Source organism: Streptomyces sp. NPDC058579 (genome assembly GCF_042718575.1).
GTDB lineage: Bacteria > Actinomycetota > Actinomycetes > Streptomycetales > Streptomycetaceae > Streptomyces.
In genome coordinates this window covers 1-16,404 of the sequence record NZ_JBHXPI010000074.1, presented here as the reverse complement: position 1 = coordinate 16,404, position 16,404 = coordinate 1, and the positions used below count along the sequence as shown (strand labels likewise).

General features: G+C 71.8%; 13 protein-coding genes. 3 read left to right on the top strand and 10 right to left on the bottom strand.

Translation table 11 applies throughout. The annotated features are described in order from the left end of the window. Positions 1 to 43 precede the first annotated feature (43 nt). Genes ACFWRO_RS36430 through ACFWRO_RS36420 form a run of 3 tightly spaced genes read right to left on the bottom strand, consistent with a single transcriptional unit; the run spans position 44 to position 6,434 of the window. Positions 44 to 2,944 carry an NACHT domain-containing protein gene (locus tag ACFWRO_RS36430; RefSeq protein ID WP_384518794.1) on the bottom strand — a complete coding sequence of 967 codons (2,901 nt, stop codon included), beginning with the start codon at positions 2,942 to 2,944 and terminating at the stop codon, positions 44 to 46. After that, positions 2,941 to 3,270 carry a trypco2 family protein gene (locus ACFWRO_RS36425; RefSeq protein WP_384518791.1) on the bottom strand — a complete coding sequence of 110 codons (330 nt, stop codon included), beginning with the start codon at positions 3,268 to 3,270 and terminating at the stop codon, positions 2,941 to 2,943. The genes ACFWRO_RS36430 and ACFWRO_RS36425 overlap by 4 nt, the downstream gene beginning before the upstream one ends. A 38-nt stretch (positions 3,271 to 3,308) precedes the next feature. Continuing rightward, positions 3,309 to 6,434: an NACHT domain-containing protein gene (locus ACFWRO_RS36420; RefSeq protein ID WP_384518788.1), complete on the bottom strand. Its 3,126-nt coding sequence runs from the start codon at positions 6,432 to 6,434 to the stop codon at positions 3,309 to 3,311. Between the two features lie 474 nt (positions 6,435 to 6,908). Here ACFWRO_RS36420 and ACFWRO_RS36415 point away from each other — a divergent pair, with 474 nt between their 5' ends. After that, positions 6,909 to 7,616, top strand: coding sequence for a M23 family metallopeptidase (locus ACFWRO_RS36415; protein ID WP_384518785.1), 708 nt, complete (start codon positions 6,909 to 6,911; stop codon positions 7,614 to 7,616). Between the two features lie 13 nt (positions 7,617 to 7,629). Here ACFWRO_RS36415 and ACFWRO_RS36410 read toward each other — a convergent pair whose 3' ends face one another. Then, positions 7,630 to 8,187, bottom strand: a complete 558-nt coding sequence (locus ACFWRO_RS36410; protein WP_384518782.1) for a TetR/AcrR family transcriptional regulator — start codon at positions 8,185 to 8,187, stop codon at positions 7,630 to 7,632. A 142-nt stretch (positions 8,188 to 8,329) separates the two neighbouring features. Here ACFWRO_RS36410 and ACFWRO_RS36405 point away from each other — a divergent pair, with 142 nt between their 5' ends. After that, positions 8,330 to 9,913 (top strand): MDR family MFS transporter, encoded by a 1,584-nt coding sequence (locus ACFWRO_RS36405; RefSeq protein WP_384518779.1) that lies wholly within the window; start codon positions 8,330 to 8,332, stop codon positions 9,911 to 9,913. Between the two features lie 108 nt (positions 9,914 to 10,021). Here ACFWRO_RS36405 and cseC read toward each other — a convergent pair whose 3' ends face one another. The 6 genes from cseC to ACFWRO_RS36375 all read right to left on the bottom strand — a co-directional run bounded on the left by cseC (position 10,022) and on the right by ACFWRO_RS36375 (position 15,366). Further along, positions 10,022 to 11,365, bottom strand: a complete 1,344-nt coding sequence (cseC, locus tag ACFWRO_RS36400; RefSeq protein ID WP_384518776.1) for a two-component system sensor histidine kinase CseC — start codon at positions 11,363 to 11,365, stop codon at positions 10,022 to 10,024. A gap of 32 nt (positions 11,366 to 11,397) precedes the next feature. Next, positions 11,398 to 12,102 (bottom strand): two-component system response regulator CseB, encoded by a 705-nt coding sequence (cseB, locus tag ACFWRO_RS36395; RefSeq protein WP_362015671.1) that lies wholly within the window; start codon positions 12,100 to 12,102, stop codon positions 11,398 to 11,400. Positions 12,103 to 12,164: 62 nt separating this feature from the next. Next, positions 12,165 to 12,872 (bottom strand): hypothetical protein, encoded by a 708-nt coding sequence (locus ACFWRO_RS36390; RefSeq protein ID WP_384518773.1) that lies wholly within the window; start codon positions 12,870 to 12,872, stop codon positions 12,165 to 12,167. Then, entirely contained in the window at positions 12,860 to 13,423 is a 564-nt protein-coding gene (locus ACFWRO_RS36385) for a SigE family RNA polymerase sigma factor (protein WP_384518770.1), read from the bottom strand. Before ACFWRO_RS36385 ends, ACFWRO_RS36390 begins: the two co-directional genes overlap by 13 nt. 188 nt (positions 13,424 to 13,611) lie before the next feature. Next, positions 13,612 to 14,640: an A/G-specific adenine glycosylase gene (locus tag ACFWRO_RS36380; protein WP_384518767.1), complete on the bottom strand. Its 1,029-nt coding sequence runs from the start codon at positions 14,638 to 14,640 to the stop codon at positions 13,612 to 13,614. 54 nt (positions 14,641 to 14,694) lie between these two features. Then, positions 14,695 to 15,366 carry a phosphatase PAP2 family protein gene (locus ACFWRO_RS36375; protein WP_384518765.1) on the bottom strand — a complete coding sequence of 224 codons (672 nt, stop codon included), beginning with the start codon at positions 15,364 to 15,366 and terminating at the stop codon, positions 14,695 to 14,697. A gap of 159 nt (positions 15,367 to 15,525) precedes the next feature. Between ACFWRO_RS36375 and ACFWRO_RS36370 the strand changes: the two genes are divergently transcribed. Next, positions 15,526 to 16,347 carry a hypothetical protein gene (locus ACFWRO_RS36370; RefSeq protein ID WP_384518762.1) on the top strand — a complete coding sequence of 274 codons (822 nt, stop codon included), beginning with the start codon at positions 15,526 to 15,528 and terminating at the stop codon, positions 16,345 to 16,347. Positions 16,348 to 16,404: the final 57 nt, after the last annotated feature.

Below are 16,404 nucleotides of genomic sequence, written 5' to 3'. Positions count from 1 at the left end.
GCCCCGGACTCGGAAGAGTCCGGGGCCGCCCCTTTTCAGCGCCCTACGGCTGCAGCGTGAGGCGTTCGCCGAAGGGGGCGCGGCCGATGATCTGGCGCTTGGCGAGGCCCTCGACCCGTACTTCGACGGCGGTGAGGGAGTGCAGCGGGGTCAGGTCCAGCCGGGTCACGTCCGGGCGGGTCCGCAGTGTGAGGTGGCGCAGGAGCGGCAGCCCGCCGATCGCCTTCAGCTCGGCCGCTCCGAGGGTGACGCCGTCGAGCAGCAGGGTGTGCAGCCGGTCGAGACCCTCCAGGGCCGTGAGGTCCGCCAGCTCCGCGCACCGCTGCAGCGCCAGGGCGTCGAGCGTGGGTGCGAAGGGCGTGAGCAGGGAGAGATCCGTCAACCGGGGGTTGTCGGCGATCGTGAGCCCGCTCAGGGGGTGATCGCGGAGCGCGGCCGTCACCTCCTCCAGGGAGAAGTCGCCCTGGAGGATGACATCGGGGGCGTGCCGCAGCAGCGGGAGCTGCGCGAGCTGGTCCCGGTTCCTGACGAAGAGCCCCATCCGGTCGAGCGGTACGCGCGCCAGGACCTCGCGGGCGAACGCCTCCGCCGGGAAGTTCGACCATCGGAGGGCCAACAGGCCGGCGTGCTCCTCGTCGGCGTAGGCGCGGGCGTACGGCAGGGCCGCCGAGCCCCCGATCTCGCAGATCAGGCTGAGCATCCCGTCGGGCGCGCCCCCCGTTCGCGCGGCGGGCCCGGGCAGCAGGGGAAGGACGAAGTCCCCCAGCCGGGCGAGGGCCTTCAGCTGGTTGCCGCTCCGAAAGGGCAGCACCGAGACGATCGCCTTCCGCACGCGCGCGTGGAGCCCCTCCGAGAGCCAGGCCGCGTGCTGGGCGCACAGGGCGGCCAGGACGTACAGGGTCGTCTTCAGGTTCTTGTCGCGGCTCCCCGAGCCGGCCGCCAGCAGCCCCTCCACCAGGACGGGCAGGTCCCGGCGCGAGCAGTGCCCGGCCGCGAGGAGCAGGACGTCGTGCCACTGCTGCTCGCGCGCGTGCCGCAGGAGCTCCGGTACGAGGTCGTCCTCGACGAACTCCTTGGCCGCCAGGAAGTCCTGGAACGTGCGGTGGGCGAACTGGAAGACGGAGTCGGTCCGTTCGTGCAGGAGACCGGTGCGGTTGAGGAGGTGGGTGAGGATCGCCTCCGGGGTGCCCTGGGCAGCGACGCGCGGCATCCCCGGCAGCGTCCGGTTCAGTTGGTGCAGCGCCTGTTCCCGGGTGAACTCCGTCTGCCCGCCCCGGACGAGCCAGGCCGCGAGCCGCTGCAGGAGCTGCTGGTGCTCCTCCACCGACATCCGGATGCCGTCGGGGGCGTCGATCCGGCGCCGGTCGTCGCGGCTGCCGAGCAGCAGCCTCAGGGCGGAGTCGTAGAGCGCCCAGCGGGTCTCGGGCAGGAACCCCTCCCGTAACCGGTGGAGGGCGCAGATCACCGCGCACAGCAGTGGCGTACGGGCCAGGTCGGCCAGGGTCGGGTTGTGGCGGAACTGCTGGAGCAGGTCGCGTTCGAGGGCGTCGAGGGGCTCGTCGTCGGCGTCGAGCCGGGCGGCGTCGTGCCAGGCCGTGACGAAGGCCTGGATGTCCTCGTCCCGCAGGGGGAGCAGGGTGAGCTCCTCGAACTCCTCCCCGCCCAGCCAGTCCACCTCGACGGCGAGGGGCCGTACGGTCGCCACGCAGCGGGTGCGGGGGTAGCGGGCGAGGAGCACCGACAGCCAGGCGTGGACGGTCTCGCGGTCCTCCTGGGGCACCTCGTCGAGCCCGTCGACGAGCAGCAGCGCCCGGCCCTCGGCCAGGACGCGCCCGGCCCAGCCGTCGGGCGCGGCGTCGACCATCAGGCCCGCCGCGCCGGGGAGTTCGGCGGGGGAGGGGAAGCCGGTACCGCGGGCGCGCAGGGCCCGCAGGGGGACGACGAACGGCACGAGGCCGTTCAGCTCGGCGAGCCGCGGGCCGAGGGTGCCGGCGGCGGCGTGGGCGGCGAGCCACCAGACCAGGGTGGTCTTGCCCGCGCCCGCGTCCCCGCGGAGCAGGACGCGGGGGCGGGAGGCGAGGAGGTCGTCGATGCGCTGGGGGACGGGGGTGGCGGCCGGGTCCCGTGAGGTGGCCTCCAGGGAGAGGTAGGCGGTGTCCAGGTCCCAGTCGGCGGCCCGTCGGCCGAGTTCGTCGAGGCCGAAGATCCGGGTGTGGCGGTAGGCGGCGGCGACGGCCTCTCCGTACTCCTGCTCGTAGGGCGCGTCGGTGGAGCTGTGCGGGGTGAGGGCGGCGAGCGAGGGGAAGGCGAGTCCGGTGGCCTGGGAGTAGGCGCCGCGGAACTCGGTGTCGGCGGCGAGCGCGCTCAGGGGCACGCACTCCACCCGCCGGTGCCCACGGCCCCTCGGGACCTCGCGCACGATCCCGAGCAGCTCGGTACCGGCGAAGACGGGCCCGCCGGAGAGCCCGGCGAGCGGGGACGCCCCGTCGCTCCGCTCGGTGGCCGGGGGCGCGTCGAGCTCGACGACCATCGTGCGGCGGATCAGCCCGGCGAGGGGGAGCAGGGTGCCCCGGTACTGGTCGCTCTCCAGCTTGCGCCCGTCCTCGTACCGCTGGACCTGCGGAAACCCGAGGATCTCGCAGCCGGGCACGGGCCGGTCGGTGGCCACCCGGCCGAGCTCGGTGAGGTTGCGCGTGCCGGTCAGGCTCTCCCGGGCCTGCAGGAGCGCCGCGTCGAGCCGCTGGTCCGACCAGACCACCTGGCAGAGGACGGACGCGCTCCGGCCGGGCAAGGACACCCAGGCAGAGTGGACGGACCGCAGGACATGGGCGCTGGTGAGAACGGTCTGGGTGGTGAGCAGGACGCCGCTGCCCTGGACGCCGTGCGGCTCGGAACGGACGACGACGGGGGCCCTTAAGGAGCCGCGATCGCGCGATGTGGTCAACGCGCGCTGCCCGAGCCGAAGTCGGAGGTGTCACCGGCGTCGTCGTTGCCGACGAGCCAGGGCCCGTGGGTGGTGGCGTCGCGCGGCTTGAGCGTGAAGGAGACGCGATGCGTCTCGCCCCGCGCCCGGGAGGCGTCCGCCCCGGCCTCGACGACCCAGGCCTTGACCTTGGCGCCGCCCTTCACCTCCTTGCGTAGCTCGATCGTGAACTCCATCTCGATGTCCCCCACTTCGAAGGCCACGGGCTTCCCGGTGGCACGGCCGGCGGCCTCGATCAACTGATCGCGTACGGACTCGATGGCGTCGGCGAGTTCTATGTCGGTCATGATCGTGAAGGTATCGGGGGTGGGTGGGGGTGGGCTGGTCATGTGACGAGTTCGACGGTGGGCCGGAGGTGTTCGGCGCCGGTGAAGCGGGCGCCCGTGGCGGCGGCGACGTAGGAGAGCCGTTCCAGTGACGCCAGCGGCGTGAGGTCATGGACCTGGCCGGGGTGCGAGCCCCAGATGAAGAGCTGTTCCAGGTCCGGGAAGGCACGACCGATCACGTCGAGGGGGGCGAAGTTTTCCCCGCACTCCACGTACAGCGAGTCCACCGGCAGTTGCAGTGAGTCCGGCATGGTCCGCAGAGCCGCATCGGACACCGAGAGGAACATGAGCTGAGTGAAATCGGCGAGCACCCTCCAGTCGTCCGGGTGCACCGCGCTCTCACCGCGGACCGTGAGCCCGCTGAGGCCGGTCAGGCGACGGAGGACGCCGAAACCTCCTTCGGGGTATCCCGCCAGGTTGAGATTCTCCAGTGCGTTGTCAGTGGGGAGGGACTCGAGGATCTGGGCGATCGAAGCCACGACCCCCAGAATCTTCGCGTTGCTGAGCACGTCGCTCAGCAGGGCAGCGCCGTGCGAGGTGAGGCTGCCGCGGAGATCCAGGCGCTCGGGGCGTAGCCCCAGGCGCACGATCAAGGCAGCGTGTTCGTCGGTCCCCACGGTGAAGTTGAGTTCCGACGGATCCAGCCGGGCGATGATCTCGTCGGCGTACGTCGACGAGTCGAATCGGGGCCATGCCCACATGAGCTGGGAGCGGACCCCCAGGCTCTTGTGGCGGGTGAACCTCGCCAAGTACGGCAGTGCCGCGTCGTCCGTGATGTGTGTCGCCGTGATCACCACCGACCGCGCCGCCTCGTCGTCAAGGCCCTCGGGCCCCGGCAGCAGGTCGAGGACCGCCCGGCCCACCGATGCCAACTCGCGTGCTTCCTCCGGGCTGGACGGCGGGATGACGGCCGCCGTGCGCGCGAGGACCCGATCCCGGATCTCCGGTGCCACCTCCGTCGCGTGGTCGAGGGCAGTCGCCGCCACGACCAGGATCCGCAACCGGGCGCGACGGCCAGGGGCCGCGTCGACCGCGCGCAGCAACTCCTCGAAGATCTCCGCGCATTCGCGCGGGCGCGCGTGGCCGACCGCCATGCGGATGACGTCCTCCCACTGGTCGTCGTCCGCGTGCTGGATCAGCACGCCGATGTCCCAGCGGTCCACGAGTGCCTTCGCAGCGAGGTAGTCCTGGAAGGTGCGGTGCACGAAGTCGACCGTGTCGGCGGTCGGTTCGCGCAGGAGGCCGCTGCGGTGGAGCAGGTGGGTGAAGACCGCCTCCGGGTCGTACCCGGCCGCCTCGGTGATGGCCGGCACCGCCTCCCGTACGACCGACTCCGCGTGCGAACGGTCCATCGTCGTGCGGCCGTTGAGCGTGAGCCAGTACGCGATCCGCTGGATCAGCTGGATCTGCGGGGCCTCGCCCAGCTCGATCCCGTACGGCGTGCCCATGTCCCGCTCGCGGTCCCGGCGGGTGAGAAGCATCGACAGGGCGGCTTCGTAGAGGGCCTTCCTGCCGCGCGGCAGGAAGCCCCTGCGGTTGCGGTGCAGGGCGCAGATCAGACCGCACATGAGGGGGTTGGTGGCGAGCTGGGAGACCTCGGAGGTGGTCCGCAGGGCGTCGAGGAGGGGCTGTTCGTACGGCTCCGCTTCCGGCCCGGCCGATTTGTGCCAGCGCCGTACGAAGGTGGTGACCTCGGCGGTCGACATCGGGGCGAGGGTGAGTTCGGCGAAGCCGTCGGAGGTCAGCCAGTCGTCGCGTACGGCGGTGGGGCGGGAGGTGACGAGCCAGCGGTTGCCGTCGTAGGAGGCGAGGAGGTCGCGGAGCCAGCGGCGGGCGCGCTCGCGCTCCGCCTCGGGGATCTCGTCGATGCCGTCGACGAGGACCAGGCCGCGCCCGGCGGCGAGGACCCGGTCCGCCCAGCCTTCGGGCGGGGAGAGGGGGCAGTCAACGGCGGAGAGGAAGCGGGCGGGGGCGGGGAGCCTCTCGCCGTGGCGGGTGAGGGTACGGAGGGGGAGGACGAAGGGGATGCGGTCGCGGAGGTACGCCATGTCATCCGCGAGGTCCTCGCGGGTGGCCGAGACGGCGAGCCACTGGACGAGGGTGGTCTTGCCGGAGCCGGCGAGGCCGCGGAGCAGGACTTTGTCCTGCCGGGCCAGGGCCTGGTCGGCGCGGCCGCCCAGGCTCATGGCGCGGAACGCGCGCTCGGTCTCCGCCAGGAAGGCGTCGCGCCGATCGGGCGTGATCGTGACGCTCCCGTGGACGTCGTCATCCGTGAAGCGTGTCCGGAACTCGTCGGCAGACTCCAGCGCTGCCAGGTGAAAGAGGCGATAGGTCTCATCGGAAATGCCAGGGCCCAGGAAGCGGGCCCATGCACCGTTCCCCTCCTCTTCCGCCGACCACGGGTTCAGTCCTGACCCCGTCGCCTCCAGCGACAAATACGCCACATCCAGCGGCCACTTCTCCGGAGCCCCCTCCAGATCCACCCCATAGATCTGCAGGCTCCCGTGCTTCCGCGCCACGTACGCCAGGTATCGCCCCTCGAACTCCGCGTCCCGCGCGTCCACCCGGGGCGTGCGCCGGATGACCTCGTCGACCTTGGCGGTCAGGGCGGCCTGGCCGCGGGTCTGCTCGACCAGGGAGCGGGCCACGAAGGTGGAGCGTTGGGTGAAGAACTCCAGGATGTGGACGCAGGCCCACTCGGTCAGCGAGCCGAGGAAGTGGACGGAGTCCGTCGACAGGCCGTCCGGGGCGGGAGCCGCGGCGCGCAGGGCGCGGGCCAGCGTGGGGGCGCCCAGGTGGACGGCCTGGACGTCGTCCATGTCGAGGTCGCCGAGGGCGAGCAGCGTGGCCGCCAGGGTGTCGGTGAGGGCCTCGGTCTCGTCGGCCGGGAACGGCGGCTCGCCGGGGCCGGCCGCCGCCCGCTCGACGAGCGTGGCCGCGAGCTTGCGGACGTCCTTCTCGGTCAGGGTGCGCTTCTCGCCGCGGAAGGAGACGAGCCCTGAGAGCCGGATGCTCCGGGCCGCGCCCGGAAGGCCGGCCCCCGGACCGTCGCTGACCAGCAGTTTCTTCAGAAGCGGGGCCATCGCCGCAGAGGCGAGGCGCGTGCCGATGACTGACGGATCCATTGGTGTCCCCCCTTGGTGCCCGACGGCGTCAGCGTAGTCCCGGACGTGATCCACAGGGCCTCGGTCGCGTGACCCAGGTCCCATTCGCGGGGGCGGCGCCGTGACAAGGCGCACAGGCGTTTCGAGGGGTACTAAACGGAATAGTGGTGGTGTTTGGTGCCCATTCGGGACGTTCAGGGCGCCAGCTCCGGGACTTTGGTCCCGAGACCCCCCGAACCGTGCGCGGAGGGGCCTGATGGACGGTTTCGGGCGAGTCCGACGTGCGGATAAACCAGTTCTCTTGTGTCGGTATGTCCGATTTCGAAGGCGCGGCGCCGGGCCGTCAAGGGCTGAACTCCCCCGCCCGCGGCTACGACGCAATGTCGTAGATGGGGTGTTTTACGCCGGATGGGGGTCCGGGTTACCAAGGATGAGCAAGCCCGCCCGGCGCACCGCTCGCGTCGGGTTCCCTTCTGTCCGGAGGTTTTCCCCCGTATGTCGAAGCGCGTTATGAACCCCGCCGCCCGAGTCACCGCCGTCGCTCTCGCCACCGCGGGTCTGGGAGTGTCGCTGGTCGCCGGAGCAGGGTCCGCCTTCGCCGCCGAGGGCAAGGCCCCGATCGCGACTGCCGCGACCGGTGCGTCCGCTGCCGTCGCCGCGCAGGCCGATGCCCAGGCTCACGCCGCCACCGCCCAGGTCGCGGCCGCCCAGAAGGCCGCCGCCGCGAAGAAGGCCGCCGTCGCCAAGGCGGTCAAGGCCGCTCCGGTCGCCGCCAAGAAGGCCCCCTCCTGGGTCAAGCCGGTCGGTGGCTACACCCTGAGCGCCAGCTTCAACCAGGGTGGCGCCATGTGGGCCCACAAGCACTCCGGCCAGGACTTCGCCGTCCCGACCGGCACCCCGGTCAAGGCCGCCGGCGCCGGCACCGTCGTGAAGGCCGGCCCGAACGGCGGCGGCGACGGCCCCGCGTACGGCAACGCCATCGTCGTCAAGCACGCCAACGGCAAGTACTCGCAGTACGCGCACCTGTCGAAGATCCAGGTGCACGTCGGCCAGAAGGTCGGCGCCGGCCAGAAGATCGCCCTGTCCGGCAACACCGGCAACTCTTCCGGCCCGCACCTGCACTTCGAGATCCGTACGACCCCGAACTACGGCTCCGCCCTCAACCCGGCCGCGTTCCTGCGTTCGATGGGCGTCTCCATCTGACCCGTACCACTCCCTATGGCGCGTGATGCGCCTGAGTGAGCAGATCGAGGGCGACCTCGAGGACGGCTTCGTGCTTCTCCTCGGTGTCGCCCTCGACGTTCTGCATGAAGAACGTGCCCGCGTGCAGCGTGAAGATCGCGCTCACGCACCGCACCCGGTCGGTCATCGAGAAGTCCGGCTCCTGCACCAGGCCGGTCAGCGCGATCATGCGCTCCTTGAAGGTCATGCCGACGCTCAGCTCGCGCACGGTCGCCTGGTTCTCCTGCATGAAGCGGAAGAGTGGCGCCGCGTCGAGCAGCGCCTGCTGGTAGCGGCGCAGGATCGACCGGCGGGTCTTCAGCGTGCGCGGCTGCGTCTGCGCCCACTCGATCAGCTCGTCCATGGGGCGGGTGAGGTCCTGGAAGAGCCCGATGAGGATGTCTTCCTTGGTCTTGAAGTGGTAGTACAGCGCCGCCTTCGTGACGTCGAGACGCTCGGCGATCTCCCGCAGTGAGGTCTTCTCGTACCCCTGTTCGGCGAAGAGTTCGAGAGCCACGTCCTGGATGCGCTGGCGGGTGTTGCCTCTGGCCATGGTCTGCTCGCTCCCACACGCTCTTACTTACTTGACGCCCGGCTAGTTACGGGTCTACCTTCCCCATTGTAGTAACTAGCCGGTCGGCAAGTAAGCGCCCCGGCGGGCGTCGGGAGCAGGGGACACGGGAGCAGCGGACGACATGACCACCACACCACCAGAAGCAAAGACGGCGCAGGGGGTGGCGGAGAAGCCGCGCAGCGTCCGCGTCGTCCTCCTCGCCCTGATGATCGCGATGCTGCTCGCGATGCTCGACAACATGATCATCGGCACCGCGATGCCGACCATCGTCGGCGAGCTCGGCGGCCTCGCGCACCTCTCCTGGGTCGTCACCGCCTACACCCTGGCCACCGCCGCCTCCACCCCGATCTGGGGCAAGCTCGGCGACATGTTCGGCCGCAAGGGCGTCTTCCTCACCTCGATCGTGATCTTCCTGATCGGCTCGGCGCTCAGCGGCATGGCCCAGGACATGGGCCAGCTCATCGGCTTCCGCGCCGTCCAGGGCCTGGGCGCCGGCGGTCTGATGGTCGGCGTCATGGCGATCATCGGCGACCTGATCCCGCCCCGTGAGCGCGGCAAGTACCAGGGCATGATGGCCGGCGTGATGGCCCTCGCCATGATCGGCGGACCGCTGGTCGGCGGCACCATCACCGACCACTGGGGCTGGCGCTGGTCCTTCTACATCAACCTGCCGCTCGGCGCCGTCGCCCTCGCGATGGTCACCGCCGTGCTCCACCTGCCGAAGAAGGAGCGCGACCGCTCCACCCGGATCGACTTCCTCGGCGCCGGGCTGCTGACCGTCGGCATCACCGCGATCGTCCTGGTCACCACCTGGGGCGGTACGGAGTACGCCTGGGGCTCCGCGACCATCGTCGGCCTGTCGGTCACCGGTGTCCTGGCGCTCGCCGCGTTCCTCTGGGCCGAGACCCGCGCGGCCGACCCGGTCGTCCCGCTGCACATCTTCCGCAGCCGCAACTTCACCCTCATGTCGGTGATCGGCTTCCTCACCGGCTTCGTGATGTTCGGCGCGGTCCTCTTCCTGCCGCTCTTCCAGCAGTCCGTCCAGGGCGCCTCGGCGACCAACTCCGGTCTGCTGCTCCTGCCGATGCTGCTGGCGATGATGGTCGTCTCGCTGATCTCCGGGCGGATCACCACCAACAGCGGCAAGTACAAGATCTTCCCGATCATCGGTACGGCCCTGATGGTGATCGGCCTGTTCCTGCTCGCGCAGATGGACACCGACACCTCCCGCCTGACCTCCGGCGTCTACATGGCGCTGCTCGGCGCCGGCATGGGCTTCCTGATGCAGATCACGATGCTCGTCGCGCAGAACAGCGTCGAGATGAAGGACATGGGCGTCGCCTCCTCCTCGACCACGCTCTTCCGCACCCTCGGCTCGTCCTTCGGCGTCGCGATCATGGGCGCGCTCTTCACGAGCCGGGTCCAGGACGAGATGGCGGCGAACGGCGGCTCGGAGCTGACCCAGCAGTCCGCCCAGCTCGACGCGGCGTCCCTCGCCAAGCTGCCGGAGGCGCTGCGCGAGGCGTACCAGCACGCGGTGGCCGCCGGTACGCACTCGGCCTTCCTGGTCGGCGCGGCGATCTCGGTCGTCGGCTTCGTCCTCGCCTTCCTGGTCAAGGAGGTCGCCCTGCGCGGCGCCGGACCGGAGGCCAAGAAGCCGCAGGCCACGGACGGCGAGCAGCCGAAGGTCGCCGAGACGGTCTGACCCAGGCGGCATCGGTACGTACGAGAGGGCCCCGGCACACCAGGTGTGCCGGGGCCCTCTCGCGTACCTGAGCCGGTTACGTACGACCAAGCAAGTTACGTACGACCCTCAGTCCGCGAACTTGATCATCGGGAAGCTCCCCGTGCTCGTCGGCGCGTGGTCCGGCAGCCAGAGCACCGCGATCGCGCCGCCCGCCCCCCGTGGCGTGCCCTCCGGAGCCGCGTTGCGGAACGTCAGCCGGGCCCCGAGGACCCTGGCCTGCCCCGCCGCGATCGTCAGGCCGAGCCCGTGGCCGTGCCCCGCGCGGTCGCTCGCACCGGTACGGAACCGGCTCGGGCCCTCGCGCAGCAGCGCCTCGGGGAAGCCGGGGCCGTGGTCCCTGACCCGTACCACCCGGCCCTCGACCGTGACCTCGACCGGCGGCGCGGGCCCGTCCGCCCCCGCCGGAGGCTTGCCGTGCTTGGCCGCGTTGGCGAGCAGGTTGCCGAGGATCCGCTCCAGGCGCCGGGGGTCCGTGCTCACCCAGGACTCGTGCACCACGTGCACGACCGCCTCCGGGTCGAACGCCCGCACCCGGCGCTCCACGAACTCACCGAGGGCGATCTCCTGGAGCTCGGCGCGCTCCGATGCGCTGTCGAGGCGTGCGACCTCCAGGACGTCCTCGACCAGCGTGCGCATGGCCTGCGCCCGGTCCCGTACGAGCTCGGTGGGGCGCCCCGGAGGCAGTAGTTCCGCCGCCGTGAGCAGCCCGGTCACCGGGGTGCGCAGCTCGTGCGCGATGTCGGCGGTGACCCGGCGCTCGGCCTCGATCCGCTCCTGGAGCGCGTCGGTCAGGGCGTCCACCGCGCGGGCCAGCTCGTCGGTCTCGTCGCGGACGACTCCGCCGATCGCGTCCCGTACCCGTACGTCCGTATTGCCCTGCGCGACCCGGCCGGCCGCGGCGGCGGCCTTGCGAAGCCGGCGCGAGAGCTGGCCGCCGATGAGCACACCGAGCGCGCAGCCGCCGAAGACGACGGAGACGGAGCCGATGATCAGCGCGCGGTCGAGATCCTTCATGATCGCCGCGCTGCGGTCGGCGAACGGGATGTGCAGGGACAGCACGTCGCCGTTGGCGAGCGGCACGGCCGCCCAGACGTCGGGCGGGCCGCCGTGGGTGTGCTCCTGGACGAACGTGCCGCGCCGCTTGTCGCGCATCAGCTGGTCGAGCTGGGGCGGCAGCATCGGGTCGTTGATCTTGGAGCCGAACCGCGGCTCCTTCGGCTTGGAGCCCTCGTACATCCGCTGCGCGAAGAGGAGCCGCTCCATCTGCACCTCGCGCGCGTTGTCGAGCATCGAGACGCGCGCCGAGTTGTGGACGACCAGGCTGAGCGTGACCGCGATGAGCGCGCCGACGGCCGCGATGGCGACGGCGATCTTCCAGCGCACACCGGTACGGAGGGCCGGCGGCTTCATCTGCCGACCTGCTTCTCACACATCAGCGGTGGTCATCCCTTGAGCTTGTAGCCGAAGCCGCGGACCGTCTCGATCCGGTCCTGGCCGATCTTGGTGCGCAGCCGCTGCACATGGACGTCCACGACGCGGGTGTCGCCGCCCCAGCCGTAGTCCCAGACCCGCTCCAGGAGCTTGTCCCGCGACAGGACCGTGCCCGGCGCGGACGAGAACTCGAGCAGCAGCCGCATCTCCGTCGGCGTCAGACCCACGGGCGCGCCGCCCCTGCGGACCTCCATGCCCTCGGTGTCGACCTCCAGGTCCCCGAAGACCAGCAGGCCGCCCTCCGGGCCGTCGTCCTCGCCCGCGTCACCGGGCGCCGGGCCGCCGGCGTGGCCGAAGCGGCGCAGCACGGCCCGGATCCGGGCCACGAGCACGGAACCGTCGAAGGGCTTGGTCACGTAGTCGTCGGCCCCGGCCTCCAGGCCGAGGACGACGTCGATGGAGTCGGCGCGCGCGGACAGCATGATCACGGGCACGGTCGACTCGTCGCGGATGCGGCGGCACAGGCTCACGCCGTCCATGCCGGGCAGCATCACGTCGAGCAGCGCGATGTCGGGGCGGTCCGCCCGGAACGCCTCCAGGCCCGAAAGGCCGTCGGGCATGGCGGTCACCACGAAGCCGTCCCGCTCCAGCGCCAGCTGGGTGGCTTCGCGGATGACGTCGTCGTCCTCGACGAACAGCACATGGGTCTCGGCCATCGCGCGCCCTCTCACTTCACGTTCCCGTTCAACCGCGGCTCTCGTTCACGCGCGGCTCTCGTTCAGCTGCCGCTCGGCTCGGGCGTCGGCGGGACGTCGAGGCCCCCGTCGCCGACCGCGCGGCTGTAGTCGTTGTGCACCCAGTCGTGCTGGGTGAACTTGTTGCCCGACCAGCGGTACGTGATCACGTCCTCGCCGGAGGGGTAGGCCACCGGGTCGCCCTTGGCGTACACCTGCTTGGTCACGACCAGGTCGCCCCGGTCGATCGTGGCGTACACGGCCGCGTCCTCGACCATGTAGACGTTCTTGTAGCCGTCGCCGTTCTCGCGGTACACGAACGTGCCGATACCGACGGCGTCACCGCAGGTCATCACGTTGACGACGACATCCGGCGAGGTCCCGTTGGTCAGGTTCCCGTAGGAGGTGTCCACGGGGTACTGGTCGGCGACGCAGGGCTTCAGATCGTCCTTCATGCGCGAGCCGATCTTCGGGTCGGCCTTGATCAGCGCGATCGGGTCGACCCGCTTGGCGGGCATCTGGCCCGAGGAGGAGGGCGAGGGGGAGGTCGGCACGGGGCCGGCCGAGGCCACCTCGTCCGTACGGGCGTCCCCCTCGTCACGGGAGCCCGTACCGCCGGTGGAGCAGGCGGTCAGGAGCACGGCGACGGCGGCGAGCACGGCCACCGCCGTGATGCTCGCCGCCTTGAGGGTCCGGCGGCGCGGGCCGCCGGACCCGTCGTCGCCGTCGATTCTGGCGCCTAGGCCGCGCACCGGTCCTGCCCCCGTTCGTCACGTCCTACGGTCGAGCGCTCCAGAGCACGGGCGTCCTCGACGCCACGGCTCTCCAGTTCCTGGCGCAGTCGGGCCAGGGCGCGGTGAAGCGTGGACTTCACCGTACCCGTCGACATGCCGAGCGCGGCGGCCGTCTCCTCCGTGCTCATCTGTTCCCAGTGCCGGAGCACGACGACGCTGCGCTGCTTCGGGGCGAGCACCTTGAGGATGTCCATGAGGAGCGCGCGGTCGGCGTGCTGCTCGGTGGCGTCGTCGACGGACGCGTCGGGCAGCTGCTCGGTGGGGACCTCGTCGAGCTTGCGCGCCCGCCACCACTCGGTACGGGTGTTGATCATCACCCGGCGGAGGTAGGCGTCGGCGAGCGACTTGTCGGCGATGCCGTCCCAGCGGCCGTACGTCCGGACGAGGGCGGTCTGGAGGAGGTCCTGGGCGTCCACCGGGTCGGGGACGAGCCGGCGGGCGCTGCGCAGCAGCGCGTCCTGCCGAGTCCGTACGTACTCCTCGAAGTCGAGCACCTCGCCGTGCGACATACCGACCGCCTCCATCCCCGTGACCAGCTCGTTTGCTTGACGTCGATGACGCTACGGAGCTGTTGTCACGAGGTTGTGCGCCCCAGCCCTCGGCGGACGCACGGCTGTCCATCGGTTGTGTAACAGGGCGTTGGAGTGGGTATAGGCGGGGGTTGCCCGGCCCGCGCGGAGGCACGGGCCGTACCGCCTCACCCCTGCGGCAGGCGGTACTCCGCGTTCTCCAGGGGCTCCACGAGGCCGTCCGCGACAAGCCCGTCGAGGGCGCGGGCGCGCTGCACCGGCTCGTCCCACACCATGTCGAGGGCGGCCTGCGACACGGGCCCCGCCGAGTCCCGCAGGACGGCGAGCAGCCGGCCCCGCACCTGGCGGTCGGTGCCCGCGTACGTCTGCCCGCGCCGGGGCGGCCCGTCGTGGGCGGGCTTACCGGCCAGCCGCCACGCGCACCGGTCGGCGATCGGGCACCGCGCGCAGTCCTCGTTCTTCGCCGTGCAGACCAGCGCGCCCAGCTCCATCGAGGCAGCCGCCCAGCGCGCCGCCGTCCCCTCGTCCTCGGGCAACAGCTCGCGCGCGAGCCTGCGCTCGGCGGCGGTCGTGGCGTTCGGCGGGTACTGCACGCCCGCCGCCGCCCGCGCGAAGACCCGGCGCACGTTCGTGTCCAGGACCGGATACCGCTGCCCGTACGCGAACGAGGCCACCGCCGCCGCCGTGTACTCCCCGATCCCGGGCAGCGCGAGCAGCGCCGCGTGCTCGCGCGGCACATCGCCGCCGTGCCGCTCCGTTATGGCCACCGCCGCCGCGTGCAGCCGCAGCGCGCGGCGCGGGTAGCCGAGCCGGCCCCAGGCGCGGACGGCCTCGCCGGGCGCGTCGGCGGCCAGGTCGGCCGGGCGCGGCCAGCGCGCCAGCCACTGCTCGTACACCGGCAGGACCCGGACGACCGGGGTCTGCTGGAGCATGAACTCGCTGACCATCACACCCCACGCCCCCGCCTCGGGTTGCCGCCAGGGCAGGTCGCGGGCGTGCCGGTCGAACCAGGCGAGGACGGGCCCGTGCAGCGCGGCGGGCGCCCCGCCGGCCGGGGCTTCGAACGCGGTGGACGCGGTGGACGCGGCGGTGACCACGGCCGAGGAAACGGCGGTGACCACGGGGGAGGAATCGGCGGTGGGCACGGAGGTCGACGCGGCGGTGGACGCGGGGGAGGTGGCATCGGTGGAAGTCATCGCACTCCGATCCTGGCACGTCCGGCACACGTCCGGCGCCCGCCCCACGCGCGTTCAGTACGCGCCGTGGCGTACGCCCCCGGGGCGCGAGGAGGCATGCGAGCGCGGCCCGCGCCCCGCGCACCACACCACGGCGCCGTTCCGGCTCGACCGCGCCGTCTCCACCAGCGCCCGGACCGGCCGGTTCGACCCCTTGACGACCAGGACCCCGACCGCCCCGCCGACCAGCAGGCCGACGACCACGTCGTGGGGGTAGTGGACGCCCACGAAGACCCGGGAGAACGCCATGAGCAGCGCCATCGGGACGGTCAGCCACACGATCCCGCGCCAGGACAGCGCGAGCGCCACGGCCGCCGCCCCCGCGATGGCGGCGTGGTTGCTGGGGAAGGACCAGTCTCCGGTCGGCGGGCACGGCACGAGCGAGGAGGCCGCGCCCGCGACCGCCCGGCACGGACGCTCCTCGTCCACCACCGACTTGAGCGCCTCGCTCACCACGTACCCGAAGGCGGTCGCGAGCGGGGCGAGCAGCGCGAGCGCCATGGCGCCGCTCGGCGCGGATCTGGCGCGCCACCAGCCGGCCAGGAACAGCACGCCGAAGAGCAGCAGCCCGGCCTCCGTCCACACCTCGGCGAGCAGCCGGAGCCAGTGCGGGGTGGAGTGGGCGAAGTCCGTGACGTCGCGATAGAGATCGTCCGAGAGGGTGTCGAAGGTGTCGAGGGTGTCCATGGCGGGCGACGCTAGGCGCCGGCCGATGCCCGGCACCCGGGCCGAAGGACCACGATCACCCCTGACGAAAGTGGGGTGGATGTGATCATCGGCAAAACTTGACGCCTGGGGCGGCGGGTGGGGCGGGAGTTGGCGCCGATCTCTCGTAAGGTTCGTGGCGTGGGATCACTGCGCAATCCGGTCGGGCCGCTTCCCTCCTCCATCTACTGGCGACGGAGGGCGGTCGCGCTGTGCCTGATCGCCCTGGCGGCGCTGGTCGCCCTCTGGGTCGTCACCTCCGGTGGCGGCGGCGGGAAGAAGGCCAACGACGCCGCCAACGGCTCTTCTCCCGCACCCTCGATCACCCCCGGGCCCTCCGGCTCCGGCCCCGCGATCAGTGAACAGCCGGGCGGCCGCGACGAGTCGGGCGACTCGGGCGACAACTCGGGTGGCGACGGCGGTACGGACGCGGGTGCGAGCGCGGGTACGGGCGCGGACGCCGGCGCCGAGGGCGGCGGCAAGAACGGCGACACCGACGGCGGGGGCGGCGACGGCGGCGCGGGAACGGGCGCGGGACAGCAGGTTCCGGCCAATTCTCCGCTGCCGAACTGCGCTCCCGGCGCAGTGCAGTTGACCCTGCGCAGCGCCAAGGTCTCGTACGAGCCGGGCGAGAAGCCGCGCTTCCACCTGGTCGCCAAGAACACCTCGGCCACCGAGTGCAAGGCCGATTTCGGCCCGAAGAACGCGGTCCTGACGATCAGTGACAACAAGGACGACGAGGTCTGGTCCTCGCAGGACTGCCCGCGCCCGGCCGACGCCGTCCTGCTCCGGATCCCGGCGGGCTCGACGATCACGCGCACCGTGGAGTGGGACCGCGCCCAGAGCGCCCCGCAGTGCGCCACGGCCCCGGCGGGCCCGGTGGCGCCGGGGACGTACCTGGCGGAGGTGGCCATGCCGGGCGTGAAGGTCATCGCGGCCGCGTTCACGCTGGCGAAGGACTGACGGCAGGGACTGAGGCTACGCGGAAGGGGCGGTACGGGATCCGATCCCGTACCGCCC